The organism is Drancourtella sp. An57 (genome assembly GCF_002161525.1).
Classification (GTDB): domain Bacteria; phylum Bacillota; class Clostridia; order Lachnospirales; family Lachnospiraceae; genus Sellimonas; species Sellimonas catena.
This window is the reverse complement of sequence record NZ_NFHY01000005.1, coordinates 24,824-38,759: the sequence shown is the minus strand read 5'-3', so window position 1 is coordinate 38,759 and position 13,936 is coordinate 24,824. Positions and strand designations below refer to the sequence as shown.

Annotated in this window: 11 protein-coding genes; all 11 read right to left on the bottom strand. The window is 46.3% G+C overall.

The genetic code is table 11. The features are described 5' to 3' along the window. Nucleotides 1–17: 17 nt before the first annotated feature. Nucleotides 18–1,226: a molybdopterin-guanine dinucleotide biosynthesis protein B gene (gene mobB / locus B5G11_RS05220; protein WP_087252427.1), complete on the bottom strand. Its 1,209-nt coding sequence runs from the start codon at nt 1,224–1,226 to the stop codon at nt 18–20. Continuing rightward, entirely contained in the window at nt 1,208–2,419 is a 1,212-nt protein-coding gene (gene glp / locus B5G11_RS05215; RefSeq protein WP_087252426.1) for a gephyrin-like molybdotransferase Glp, read from the bottom strand. Before glp ends, mobB begins: the two co-directional genes overlap by 19 nt. Beyond that, nucleotides 2,391–3,008 carry an NTP transferase domain-containing protein gene (locus B5G11_RS05210; protein ID WP_087252425.1) on the bottom strand — a complete coding sequence of 206 codons (618 nt, stop codon included), beginning with the start codon at nt 3,006–3,008 and terminating at the stop codon, nt 2,391–2,393. Before B5G11_RS05210 ends, glp begins: the two co-directional genes overlap by 29 nt. Further along, nucleotides 3,009–3,443: a 4Fe-4S dicluster domain-containing protein gene (locus tag B5G11_RS05205; protein WP_087252424.1), complete on the bottom strand. Its 435-nt coding sequence runs from the start codon at nt 3,441–3,443 to the stop codon at nt 3,009–3,011. It abuts the gene before it with no gap. Then, nucleotides 3,421–5,505, bottom strand: a complete 2,085-nt coding sequence (locus tag B5G11_RS05200) for a molybdopterin-dependent oxidoreductase (RefSeq protein ID WP_087252423.1) — start codon at nt 5,503–5,505, stop codon at nt 3,421–3,423. The genes B5G11_RS05205 and B5G11_RS05200 overlap by 23 nt, the downstream gene beginning before the upstream one ends. 119 nt (nt 5,506–5,624) lie before the next feature. Continuing rightward, entirely contained in the window at nt 5,625–7,280 is a 1,656-nt protein-coding gene (locus B5G11_RS05195) for a DUF4091 domain-containing protein (RefSeq protein ID WP_087252422.1), read from the bottom strand. An 81-nt stretch (nt 7,281–7,361) separates the two neighbouring features. Continuing rightward, nucleotides 7,362–8,558 (bottom strand): Gfo/Idh/MocA family oxidoreductase, encoded by a 1,197-nt coding sequence (locus tag B5G11_RS05190; RefSeq protein ID WP_087252421.1) that lies wholly within the window; start codon nt 8,556–8,558, stop codon nt 7,362–7,364. A gap of 11 nt (nt 8,559–8,569) precedes the next feature. Beyond that, entirely contained in the window at nt 8,570–10,255 is a 1,686-nt protein-coding gene (locus B5G11_RS05185; protein ID WP_087252420.1) for a right-handed parallel beta-helix repeat-containing protein, read from the bottom strand. A 28-nt stretch (nt 10,256–10,283) separates the two neighbouring features. Continuing rightward, nucleotides 10,284–11,174 (bottom strand): carbohydrate ABC transporter permease, encoded by an 891-nt coding sequence (locus B5G11_RS05180; protein ID WP_087252419.1) that lies wholly within the window; start codon nt 11,172–11,174, stop codon nt 10,284–10,286. A gap of 10 nt (nt 11,175–11,184) precedes the next feature. Then, nucleotides 11,185–12,072: an ABC transporter permease subunit gene (locus B5G11_RS05175; protein WP_087252418.1), complete on the bottom strand. Its 888-nt coding sequence runs from the start codon at nt 12,070–12,072 to the stop codon at nt 11,185–11,187. A 12-nt stretch (nt 12,073–12,084) separates the two neighbouring features. Next, nucleotides 12,085–13,722: an extracellular solute-binding protein gene (locus tag B5G11_RS05170; RefSeq protein ID WP_087252417.1), complete on the bottom strand. Its 1,638-nt coding sequence runs from the start codon at nt 13,720–13,722 to the stop codon at nt 12,085–12,087. Nucleotides 13,723–13,936: the final 214 nt, after the last annotated feature.

Genomic DNA, 13,936 nt, shown 5'->3' with positions numbered 1-13,936 from the left:
CAAATATACGGGGTCTTTTATAGTTTATTTCTATCAATCACACCATAGCCGATTCCGACGTCCTCTCCTGTCATCACAAGCTGTTTCACAGCTCTCTGCAGGCTTGTCTGTTCCGGATAGTTTTCTTTATCTTCCCGTATTTCGCCAAATACCCTTTCCTCCGCCTGGCGGAAAGGATAGATGATCTTTTCCACCTCAAACCGGTTCTGGAATTTCAGAATGTTGCTCTGCGGTTTTAAGAGTTTCTGAAGCTTCGGCGAGAGCAGCCACGATTCACAGTCATACATCGTATACTCCGGTCCGAAAAAGCGGTCTGCCTCCGCAAATGATTTTCCGCATTCCTCATCCAGAAGCGGCTCTCCTTCCGGAATGTGCACATGCAGAACCTTATTCTCCGGATCCGGCTCAAACTGAAGTCTTCCAAGCCGGAAAATTTTCATCTGCAACGGGAGCGACAGCCAGCGTTCTTCCACAATACCCGGAATTCCCTTCGTTTTCATGCACCGCCTGTACCAGATCGTAAGATCATAAAAGGTATCAAAATAAACGCGGTCGGAAATCCCTTTCTCCATAAATGCCGGGTACAGATCGCATGCCAGACGCAGGTACAGACAGAGATAGAACTGTTCTTTGTCCGTCCTTTTATCTGCTTCCTCAAAAAATGTCTTTGTATCCTCGTAAAATAAATTCTTCCAGTTCTGATAAACTGTCTCCGTCATCGGAAAGGATCCCGCACAGTTCCTTCCCTCCTCCGGAAGCTGAATCTTCTCCATCAATGTTTCCAGCTCCATCATCTGACTCCTCTCTTTTCGTATCTTCTTTTCAATCCGATCCGCAAGTTTTTCTGCATCCGGCAGTTCCTTCGGATCACAGCACCAGTATTTCTCATGATCCGCGTCCTTCATTCCCTCAATCAAAATCACATCCGCCTCAGGAAAAAATGCGGTCAGTTCTTCCAGTTTCGTACCTCTTTGATTTTTCACAAGCTGATATTTTCCGGAAGAAAAAACTGCGGATGCATAGGCACCTGCCTGATAGTGCCTCCAGCTGTCCGTTCCTTCCCGGTCCGCCTCAAAGTCATGGCCGTCATGCTTTATGGCCGCAACCTGAAAGCCTCTTCCGGTGAGAATCCGGATGAGTGATTCCATCAGCGTTGTCTTCCCGGAATTTTTCTCCCCGGCTATTCCAAAGAGCACCGGATGTCCTGCTATATTCTGATATACCATACCTGTTCTCCCTTTTCAATCTGCTCTCTGCCTTTCTCGATTTTTACCAGACAGTTGCAGCCATTCATAGAACTTAAAATCCCTGATTTTTCTTTATCCTGAGGAATGGTAATTCTGCCGGACTCTTCTCTCCCTCTGATGTAGCGGTCTGTTTTGCATGTCTTATGAAAGGCCGTCATCAAAATCCCCTGTTCTTCTTTTGGAAGCAGGTCCTCACATCCAGAAAGACATGCTTCCGCATATCTTACAAAGAGCTCCATATGAACTGCCGCCGCAAATGGATTGCCGGAAAGGCTTACGACCAGCGTCCCCTGTAAGACGGAACATGCTGTCGGGGAACCTGGCTTTACGAGAACACGTTCAAACAGGAAGTCTGCTCCTTCCTGTTTCAGGACATCCTTTACCAGATCTTTTTCCCCCACAGAGACTCCGCCCGTCGTCACAACCAGATCGGCGCAGCCGGCCGCTTTTCTCAGGCTTTTCCGGATTGTCTCTTCCTCATCCGTCACTTCTTCTGCCAGCACAACTTCTCCTCCAAGCTCCCGCATCCGCTCTGCAATCATAAACAGACTGGAGTCGTAAATCTGCCCGGGGCAAAGCGTTTTTCCCGGGAAGCACAGTTCATTCCCGGTGGTCAGTACCGCAATTTTCACTTTCTCTCGCACCCGGACGGTATGGTACCCCGCTGCAGACGCGATTCCGATTCGGATGGCATCGAGCCTGATCCCTTTTTCAAGCAGAAGGTCTCCCTCTCGGAAGTCCTCTCCTGCCGGGCAGTAATTGTCATATGCATTCTGGCTTTTTCTTATTTGTACTTTCCGTTCTCCACCGTCAGTCTCTTCCTGTTTGACAACAGTATCCGCCCCGTTTGGAATCGGTGCCCCGGTCATGATCCGCGCTGCTTCCCCCGGCCTGATTTCCCGCTTCGGATATTCTCCCGCCCACAGTTTTTCCACAACCCGCAGGCAGACCGGCGTCTCTTTTCCGGCATCCCGGATATCTTCCGCACGGAGGGCATACCCATCATAGGGAGATCTTGGAAACGGAGGATTGTCCTTCCAGGCCCGGATTTCTTCAGCAAGAATTCTCCCTCCCGCATCCATCAGGCTGACTTTCTCTGTCTCCACTTCCCTTGCAGTCACCTTTCTGATCAGTTCCTGCGCTTCATTTACTGTCACTATATTCCCGTCCATCGTTCCTCCTTTGAAGTCTTCGACATTCCTGCTCTGTATTCAGATTGACGAGTTTTTTCAATTGCTTTGTCCCGTCCAGAAACGTATATTCCTTCGCTTCTTCTGTCTCAAACAGGCTCTTCATTCTGTAATTTCCTGCTGCCCGCTGCCGTTCCATAACGGGAAGCATTTCTTTTGTATAAATACCCGGGAACGGTTCCGGCCCTTTTTCTGTCCGGTAAAATACCGGACGTCCACTCCTCTCATATTCCCGGATCAGCGTTTCTGCCATCTCTTCATCAAGTCCAAAGGTATCACACGGAACAACAAACAGGGCATCCTTAGGACACAGCAAAAGACCGCTCAAGATTCCTCCAAGCGGTCCTGCTTCCTCATAGAGATCCGTAATCCATCCGGCACTTCCCACGGTCTCATTTGGAATCTCAGCCACCGAAATATAAAAGTCCTCCAGAGATCGGAGCGTCTCCATTGTCCAGAGGCATAGATACTTCCCCTGATAGCGCAGATAGAGCTTCTGCCGTCCGCCCATCCTTTTTCCTCTGCCTCCCGCCAGAATGTATCCGGCCAGATCGGTTCTCTGTTTGCTCATCTATTCTTTCTCCAGTGTAATTACATCCAGACAGCAGACGGACACGCACGCCGGCTCCCTTCCTTCTTTCAGCCGCTCAATGCAGCCGTCACATTTCGCTGCTTTTTTATTTTCATCCAGAAAAATCATATGGTTCGGACACGCCTTTTCACATGCTCCGCAGCCGATACACTTCTCCTTGTCAACCAGAATCAATCCGTATTCCGGATCCCGGTAGAGCGCGCCTGACGGGCATACCTTTGCACATACTCCGCAATGTGTGCAGCCCGGACAGATCTCATAGGAAAATCCCTTTTCCTCATCTGTCACCTTACGGATCGTCCGAAAACTTCTTGCATGAATTTCTTCTGCACCGTGATGCGCATCCAGACATGCCGTATGGCACGCATAACATCCAACGCATTCTGCGGCATTAAACTTCAATCGATACGGCATTTCCTTTCACCTCCGCTTGTTTTTCTATTTTGCAGAAATAGCTTTTATATCCCGGGAAACCGGTATAGGGATCCAGATAATTCCGGTCAATCAGATTGTTCGCTTCCCCTTTTTTATTTCCATGATAAATATAAACTATACCCGGATTTCCAGTAATGGAATACACAGCAGTTCCCTTCATTTCTCCGGCCGGAGAGGTCACTTTCACCGGATCTCCGTCTGCGATTCCGTAAGTCTTTCCGTCATCCGGATGAATCTCCACCATCGGGTTCGTTTCCAGACCGGAAAGCCATGGAAGCCGGTACATTCTCGCATGGAAAAACTGGGGCTTTCTGGCTCCGGTATTTAAAATCAGCGGATACTCCTTCCGGTCCACCTGATCCTGTTCCCGGAAATCTTTGTAAACAGGCAGCGGATCATATCCTCTACTTTCTTTGTATTTTTCAAGTACCAGTGAGGAAAATTCCACCTTCCCGGACGGCGTATGAAACGGCTCATCCTCGTAAGTCCGTTCCCTCGGCGGAAAAATTACTTTCCCTCTCATTCCGGCCGGATGGCTACGGAGATCCTCCAGCGTCAGACCCGACGGTTCCAGAATATAATTCATGTAGGATTCGTAGCCTCCAGTCAGTACTTTATCTTTCAACTGCATTCTCCGTGCCAGTTCAATAATGATTTCAATATCATTTTTCGCCTCTCCGACAGGCTCCACCGCCCGCTGATTCAGCGCAAACATTCCTCCCCGAAGCGCCTTGACCTCCTCACGTTCAAATGTGGTGCAGGCAGGCAGTACCAGATCCGCCATTTTGGAAGAGTCCGACCAGAACAGCTCTGTGTTGACATAAAAATCCAGCGTTCCAAGTGCTTTCTGCAGATGCTCCGGCTGCGGCCACATCCGGTGATTCAGTCCCATGGCAAAGACTGCCTTCAAAGGATACGGATCCTCCTCCAGGATATAGTCCGCAAGTCTTGTGCACTGGGCCTCCTGACAAGGCAGATCGAACCACACCGGAAAATCCTTCTCCCCGATGGCCTCTTCTTCGTTATAACGAATGACTTTTCCAAACTCGTTGCACGGTGATGTAGGCCCCGGCCTCGAGCGGTTTCCTCCCTCTATATCATAATTTCCCGTCAGCGCAATCAGACAGAACACCGCCCGGTAGTTCTGAAAACCATTGATATGATGGACAATCGTAGAAACCGAAAACTGGATTCCCGAAGGCTTGTTGCCGGCATAGAGCCTTGCCGCCTCCCGGATCAGATCCGCGTCCGCCCCGGTAATCTCCTGTACCTTCTCCGGTGGAAACTTCCGAACATAATTCTTATATTCCTCAAACCCATGTACATACTTTTCCACGAACTCTTTGTCGTAAAGATTCTCCTCAATAATCACATGGGCCATCGCAAGGGCAAGCGCTCCATCCGTCCCCGGCGTGATCTTCAGATGAATATCCGCCTCCTTCACAGTCACTGTATTACGCGGATCCACCGCAATGATCTTCACACCCCGCTCCTTTAAACTCCGGTACATCTTTCCCATCGGTGTATTAGAATGGAACAGATTGCTCGTCCAAAGCAAAAGCGTCTTCGTATGGGCCAGATCCGGAAAACAGATCCCGTTTCCGTAAACCGACTTCCACGCCAGATCCGAAGCCTGAAAGCAGGTACTCGATTCCGTACAGAAATTCGGACTTTCAAACGCATTTGCGAAGCGCAGAAGCGCAGGTCTGTACCACTTTGGGTAACCCGCATAAAATACCACAGATTTTGCCCCGTACTGCTCCTTCACCCGGTTCAGATTCTCCACAATCAGATCATACGCTTCTTCCCAGGAAATCCGCTCAAACTCTCCGCTTCCCCTCTCCCCGACGCGCTTCATCGGATACAGGATCCGCTCCTCATTATAAAGGTACTGCTTTGACGCCGCTCCCTTAGAACAAAGTCCCCGGCTCTTTCCATTCTCCACACGGCCCTCAACGGAAACAACCTTTCCATCCTCCACATAAACATCCATCGGACACCCGGTCGAACAAATCCCACAGAAAATCTGCCTCTTCTCCATAAACGCTCCGCTGCCTCCTCCCAAACAAACTTCATAGTACGTCTATTATACGTCGGTACACTTCGGAGTGTAAAATAAGGTTTGTCTATCAGTTTATCATCTTTATCTATAGTTATGGACTAAATCCGTTTTGCGATTTCTCGGTTAATCCGGTTCCTCAGAGCAATCAGATAATAGTCTGTTTTCGGGAAACATGTAAATGTCAGAGGCTCTGCCAGATTCTCCTCTATGCATTCCATGACAGTTTCACGTCCTGCCAGAGATTCAAGAAGTTCACATGCGCGCAGATCCTGAAGCGCCTCTTCCAGCACCATCATGCGAATGGATTCCTCCGGATACCCGTCTGTTCCCGGATAAACAAGGAACGGATCTCCCGCCGCAAAACATCCCCCTGCGTCTGTCACCTGATACGGATTCAGTTTTTCCAAAGAATACTGACTGTTATAAAAATTATAACCCCAGTGCAGAATTCCGGCAATCCGGTATTTATAAAGCTGCAACCCGTAAATCCGGTTACGGAGAGACGGCATTGCCATAAATCGGTTACTCACCTCATAAGACTGCGACACACAATAATAAGTCCACAGATTTTCTACTCCGTGGTTCAGGAATTCTTGAATCGCATCATTTGCCGGAACCGGCTGCTCAACGAATCCGTGTTCATAAAATTTATAGTCCGAAAGTGCGTCCATCGTATGAAATCCGTCCAGCAGGTCTTCAATAGATTCTCTCGCCGCACGGTAACTATCCAGATCTTCCTCTCGTGGTTCGTCGGACAGATGAAACCAGGTTACCTCAGCGATCCCCCATTCTTTCAGCTTTCCCGTAAGCTGCGGAAGCAGCACATGCAGAAAGTCTGTATACTTTCCTGATGCCGGTGTATGCCATCCAAAGATTTTCTCCTCTTTTCCATCTTTGAGTGCAACCACTTTTGGCGCGTATGCGGCTCCCCACTGGGAGAAAAGATGGCTCATTTCAAAATACTGAATGCCGCAGCTTCTGCAAAGATCGACCCAGCGTTTCAGTTTTTCAAACCCAAAGTGATACTCTCCTGATTTCACTTCAATATCGAGGAGCTGTGTTGTCGTCCGCTCATGCCCGATGGCCGTATCAAGCGCCGGTGTAAAAATCGGTGTGAGAATCATATTGCCGCCGCGTTTTACATACTCCCGGATATAGTTTTCCATAATCTTCCAGTGTTCTTCCGAAAAGACCGGTACATGATAGTAATCCGCAAGACAGTCCGCATAAAACCATTCTGTGTGCAGGATCTTCTGCTTTGGAAGTACCGCATTGTATATAGTAACCGTTGTCTTTGCTTCCGTCAGTTTTTCCTGTCCTTTCGTTAAGATAATCGTAACAGGATATACTCCGGCCAAAACATCTTCTCTCGTTTCAATATCAATCCAGAAACTCCTCCATTGCTGAGGGTAGATATATGTCTCATTATTTTCCAGTTCTCTTAACAGATCCGGATATAAGCCCGCTTTTGTTTTCAGGTAGTTATCATCTGTCCTGTTTCCGCATGCCTTACATACCGGTACATTTTCCACCTGTCTGACACGGATCAGATCCTTAATCTCTGATTCTACCTGCACTGTTACCCGGCACCGCTCCGAGTCTGTACTCGTACAGGCAGCCTGAAAAGAAATCGTTTCCCCCTTCAGGCAAGTCAACTTCATACACTCCGGACGATAAACCGGCCTTTCCTCCGGAAAAACTTTCTCCAGAGAACTTACAAGTCTTATTTCATACATCTCTTTTTTCTGTTCCATTGTTTCCTCCCGTTTTTCATTTCTTTTATTGTAAAAAAACAGGCACAGCTTTTCAACTGTGCCCTTCAGTATTTCATGTATTTATCGCGTCATCCATGCGCCGTTTGTAAAATCCGGTACTGCTACCGGCTGGCTTCCAAGTGTAATAGACTGTTCCGCCAATGTCGAAATGCTCATCCATGATGCCATATCATATACATCAATCGGCATCGGTTTATGGTCTCTGATGGCTTCTACAAAATCACAGAAGACAAGCCAGTCCATTCCTCCGTGTCCACGCTTTACTCCTTCTTCCAGATAGCGTCTCCACACAGGGTGTTCATATGTTTCTCTGTAAGTTTCGATGTTTCCCCATTGATCCTTCCAGGAGAAATCATACTTCTCATGTTCTCCATCCAGAAAAATCGATCCATTCTCCTCATTGAACAGTCCTTTTGTTCCCTGCACAAAAAATCCTCTGGAATAATACCTTGGAAGAGTCGTGTCCAGTTTCAGTGTAATCGTTTCACCATTTGCACATTTAATCAGTGTCGTGACGATATCTCCCTGTTGAAATCTGACTGCACGAAGTTCCTGATCATCCGGCTTTTCTTTTTTGATATACTCTTCCAGTCCTTCCGCTTTCGACGCCATGGATGTCAGTGACACCATACGGTTTCCATGGTTAATTCCAAGAATCCGTGCAATCGGTCCCAGTTCGTGGGTCGGATAATTTTCTGTATTACGGTGAAGATAATTTCTCAGTCTGTAATGCCGTTCTTCTTTCCCGTAAGCGACTTCTTTTCTCAAATCATGCATATATCCTCCGGCACAGTGGACAATTTTTCCAAACACGCCCTTTTTTACCATATGGTATGCCATCATCTCGTCCCGCCCATAGCAGCAGTTTTCCAGCAACATAATCGGCGTTCCCGTTTTCTCATACGTTTCAACCAGTCTCCAGCATTCCTGAATCGAGTAGGCGCCTCCTACTTCACAACCGACCGGTTTTCCTGCTTCCATCGCCTCGATGGCCAGACGGATATGTGATTCCCAGGAGCTGCACAAAATAACCGCGTCAATATCGGAACATTCATATATCTTCCTGTAATCCGTAGTCTGATACGGCTCCTTTCCTGTCTTCTCCACGATCAGTTTTGCCGCTTTTTCACATCGGTCTTCATATACATCGCACACTGCACTGATCACTGCATCCTCATGATTGAGAAAGACATCCTCCAGAAGCATTGCTCCTCTGCATCCCAGTCCGATCAGTCCGATTCTGATTTTTTCACCCATGATGTTCTCCTTTATCCATAATAATCTGTCTGAAACTTTAGTACTCCGTCCAGCTTAAATGCCTCGCCCGCAATCGGCGGAAACTGATCTGTTTTTTCTATTTTGTTATCCTGAAAAATCAGTGTTTCCAGATTAACCGCGTAAACCAGGCGGTTGTCAAAGCATCGAAAGAGATTCTTCCTTACTTCCAGATACTGATGGTATCTCTGTCCTTCTTCCCAGATCCCGGCACTTGGGGATACCTGAATCGGTGCACTTCCCCATTGGGGAACATACGCACAGTTGATAAACTCATTCTCCTCTAGAAGAATATACTTCGTCGCTCCTGACTCAAACCAATAATTAGAGTCTCCTTCGATCAAAATAGCCGCTCCCGGTGTTTCAAACCGGTTCTTCCGCACAATCACCTGCCCCGCGGTTGTTAGCAGAAGCCCCCTCGCCCGGTTGTTTCGAAATGTACAGCCCTCAATCAATACATCCGGCGCATAGGATTTATTCTCTACTACAAACCCCTGTGTCAGAGATTCCATCTCATCTCGAAAGGCGATATACTGAAAATCTTTATTCAGCATCGTAACTTCACAGACTTCTGCTCTTTCCTTTTCCAGCATCGTCCGGTTGTCAATGATCCCAAATAGTTCTCCCGGCTGTCCCAGTTTTACTCCTTTTTGCATACCTTCCACGAGTTCCACAATGACTTCTTTTTTGTTAAGCACCTTATGAATTCTTCCGTAGATTCCGTGAATATTAACCGGGTCATCCAGCTGATTTTCCACCAGGCAGTCTTTGATCTGAATTTTTCCACCGGCATACACAAAATGAAATCCATCCGCTGTCGCCGTAAACATTCTCTTCTTTACCGGGTGTCTTCGTATATCCACCTGTTCGATTGTAATATTGTTTGTAAACTGTGATATGACTGCCATCCCGGTACAGTGATAAATCGTAATATGTCTTAATGTTACATCTGCGCTGTCTGTAAGATAAAAGCACGGATGCGTCCTCCAGTGATGCCGCAGGATCAGAATATTCCCCGACTTTGATGTTTCGGGAAACTTCTGCCCCCCTGTAAGACTGATTTCCACCAGATTCTCCCCTGCTTCTTGAAAGAAAGCTCCATAAGAAGACTGATAAGGCCTGTTAAAGCTGATATCCTGCCCCCGCCAGACCGGTGCACAACGTTTGGCATCCATTTCCAGACATCCGCAATATAGTTCGTCAATTCCATTTTCCTCTTCAAAAAAAATGTTCCCGTGAATGACCTGGTACGGATACTCCTCCCGATTGATCTCAAGAAGCATCTTTTTGTCCGTCACTTCTACAATTTTACCTTCTGAATATCCGGTTCGTGCATAGTCAATTGTGATCCCTTCAATACAGATCTCCCTGCATCTGTCAATATGGAACGGCAGAATATCCGTGTGGAACAGAAACTGCGTATCCGTCCCGCTGATTTTGACCTGTTTCATCCCGCTCAAATCAAATGCCACCTTTTTTATGGTGTCTTCATCGTGGTTCGATATGTACAGCAGTTTTTCTCCTGCATAATCCGGATAAAAATGGTAGATTCCCTTTTCAAAACGGATTTCCAGCTTTTCTTCTTTCTGTATTTCCTGCAGCATCTTTCTCAGTTTCAGGGTTGTTTCTTTCTCATCTCCGGGCATGATCCCGAACTCTTTTACATAAATCTGCCTCATCTTTCACCTCGCATGCCGATTCTGTCTTTTAACCTTTTACACTTCCAAGGACCAAACCTTTTGTGAAGTATTTCTGAAGAAACGGATAGATAATCATAACCGGGATTGCTCCCAAGAACAGCTGTGCTGCTCTTCCGGTTCTGGCATCCATCTGAATCAGCAACGCCTGAATATCCGAACCCTGGGCAGATCGAAGCAACTGTTCGAAACTCTGCAGCAGAGTCTGCAGATAGGTCTGCAAAGGATAGTTGTTCGGATTGTTCATATAAATCATTCCGCTGAACCAGTCATTCCAGTGCGTTACAATACAAAACAGCCCCACGGTTGCAAGTGCCGGCTTCAAGACCGGAAGCAGAACTTTCACCAGAATCTGGAACGGACTTGCCCCGTCAATAGCAGCTGCCTCTTCAATCTCTTCCGGGATTCCTCTCATAAAATTCATCAGGATAATCATGTTATAAACCGGTACCGCCCCCGGAAGCACAAGCGCCCAGATTGTATCTTTCAGTCCAAGCCCTGTTACAACCAGATAAGTTGGAATCATTCCTCCTGAAACAAGCATGGTAATGACAAAATAAACCATATAGACGCTTCTTCCTGTGACCTGTTTTTTTGTCTTCGACAGGGGGTATGCCGTAAGAATCATGAGGATCAGATTAATCCCCACTCCCAGAAATACTCTCTCAAACGAGATTAAAAGAGCTCTTAAAAACTTTCCTCCTTTGAGCGCATACTCATATGCGCTCAAAGTGAAGTTCACCGGAACAAATCCTACCGCTCCCGCAGAAACCGCCGCACTGTCACTAAAGGAAATTGCCAGCAGATTGATAAACGGAAGGATACAGGTCAGCGATACAATCGTCAGAATAAAAATATTTACAAAGTTAAAAATTTTATTTCCTTTTGTCTTATACTGCATCTCATCCCTCCTAGAAAATCTTATATCCTGCACACTTGTCAGCAAGAATGTAGGATGTCAGTACCAGTACTGCAGAAACGGCAGATTTAAACAGGCCGATAGCGGCTCCGACCGAGTACTGTGCCTGCTCGATACCAAGACGGTATACATATGTATCAATAATATCCCCGGTCTGGTAAACAATCGGTGAATACAGGTTGTAAATCTGGTCAAATCCTGCATTCAGCACATTTCCAAGAGCAAGCACCAGCATCAGGATAATGGTAGGCATCAAAAGCGGAAGCGTAATATAACGGATCTGCTGCCATCTTGTCGCTCCGTCCAGAATCGCCGATTCATACAGCCCCGGATCAATACTGGTCAATGCGGCCAGATATACAACTGTCCCGAATCCAAAACCTTTCCAGATATCTGTCACGATCATTGTCCACGGGAAAATAGATGCATTCCCAAGAAAATTAACCGGACCGACTCCAAAAATTCCAAGGAACTGATTGATCACTCCTGTATTAGAAAGAATATCGATTAAAACTCCGGCCATAATAACCCAGGACAAAAAGTTTGGAATGTAAATCAAGGTCTGAAAAATTCGTTTCAGTCTGTTGGAAACCAGTTCATTGAGCAGCAGTGCGAAGAAAACCGGTACGACAATTCCTCCGATCAGCTTTGCCACCGCAATAAAGAACGTGTTCCAGATTGTTCTCAGGAAAGCCGGCTGGCTGAAAATATATTCGAAATTTTTCAGACCGACCCATGGGGATGAAAAACCAAGCGCCGGGTTGTAATCTTCGAATGCGATAATCACCCCGTAAAGCGGGATATATGCGAATATGAAGATCAAAATCACGCCCGGAAGCAGCATGAGATGATACTGCCATTGTCTTTTTAATTTTTTCATACGCCCACCTTCTTAGTTGTTTCCATAGGTTTCATTGATTTCTTCTGTCGCCTTTGCACCGCCTGCGCTCTCCCAGTCAGCTACCAGTGTATCAAAATAGTCAATGCTTTCTTCTCCTACAATAATTTTGGTAAATCCTTCGATCAGGATATCATCCAATGTACTTCCTGCACTCAGAAGTGTCTCTGTCTGAGGTCCCCACATAGCGTCACGAATATATTCTTCGTTATCGATAATCTCCTTGGAAATACGATATGCCGATTTTGGTCCGCCCTGCTGCAGATAATCTCCTACTCCTGTAGATGCACCTTCTTTGATAAAGTCTACACAGTTGGAGTATTTTACTCCGTCTTTGCCAAGTGATGCAGGATCTTCGTCCAGACTTACCGCAAGTGTATCGGTAACTTTGATAAACTGATTGTAGTCTGTATCCGGATTGATGACACGGAGAGCATACGGAATATTTGTATATGCGTTTCCAAACAGTTCGTTGATAAAGTCAGTATCTTCCTGATCTCCTTCATCCATGACATGTGCGTAGAAGTTAAGGAGCTTCAGCACTGCTTCTGGATTCTTGCAGTCTTTGCTTACTACAATATAGCCATAGTTTGCAAATGTAACATTTGCAAGAACTTCTTCACCGTTAGCCGACGGAATCTTATACGGTTCAAAGATTGCGTCTGTTCCGAGATTCTGTACGACACTCGGGCCCGGATCGTATCCCCAATACTGATAGTACGGGCTGACACCTGTCTGTTCGCTGATTTCGCCTTCCAGCATTTTTTCCAGATCTTTTGTAGTGAACTCCGGATCTACAATTCCGTCTTTGTACCACTGTGTATACGCCTCCAGCGCTTCTTTCATCTCCGGCTGTACAGAGCCGTATCCAAGAGAGCCATCGGCTGTTTCCACCCAGATATCCGGATGTGCTCCCCATGCAACTGCAAGCATCTTAAAACATGTAAGATCCTGATTTTCTGTCAGGCCATATCCTCCGTAGTTTTCCTGGAACGCCTTTGCAATCGCAATGACATCATCCATCGTCTGAGGATCTTCCAGCTTCAGATTCTCTTTCCAGTCCTTTCTGATCCAGATCTGGTTCGGTTGGTCGATAATTCCATAGGACAGCTGTGGAATTCCATACAGCTTTCCGTCCAGATGTCCGGTTTCAAATGTAGCACTCTCCTGTTCCATATAGCCTTTCAGAAGATCCGATGCATATTCATCAAAAAGATCTGTCAGGTCGTAGATCATATCCGCTTCTTTCAGCTGACGAAGCTGTTGTGCGTCAACACAGAACACATCCGGAATACTCTTATCAGCAATGGTCAGATTCAGTTTTGTATCGTAATCATTACTTACCCAGTCATTTACAACCTCAATGTTAAACCAGTCCTTATACGCACGATACCACGGGTTGTCATCATAACTGTCTCCTTCCGCAAACTGGATTCCCGCATTTTCAGGAAGAACTGTACTGATCGTCACCGTCTCCTCATATGGATCCCACGGATCTTCCGGAATCTCTACGGCTTCTTTACTGGATTTGGATGAACCTCCACCGGTTCCCTGTTCCATACAACCGGCCAGCAAACCTGCCATCATACATCCGGTCAACAAGACTGCAAGTACTTTTTTTCTTTTTTTCATTTTCACTCCTCCATTTCTTTATGATCGTCAGGTTTTCTCTATTATCACGAGTCCTGCGGAAAATAACCATATAAATTCTTTTCTTTTTTATAATTTATTGTCAGTTAAATATATAACAAGCATATTTTTATACAGATCGCAATATTTTATAACTTTTCCAAATTGAATCGTTTCCTTTTCATGATATACTACATTTATTATAAGAAAGCATCAA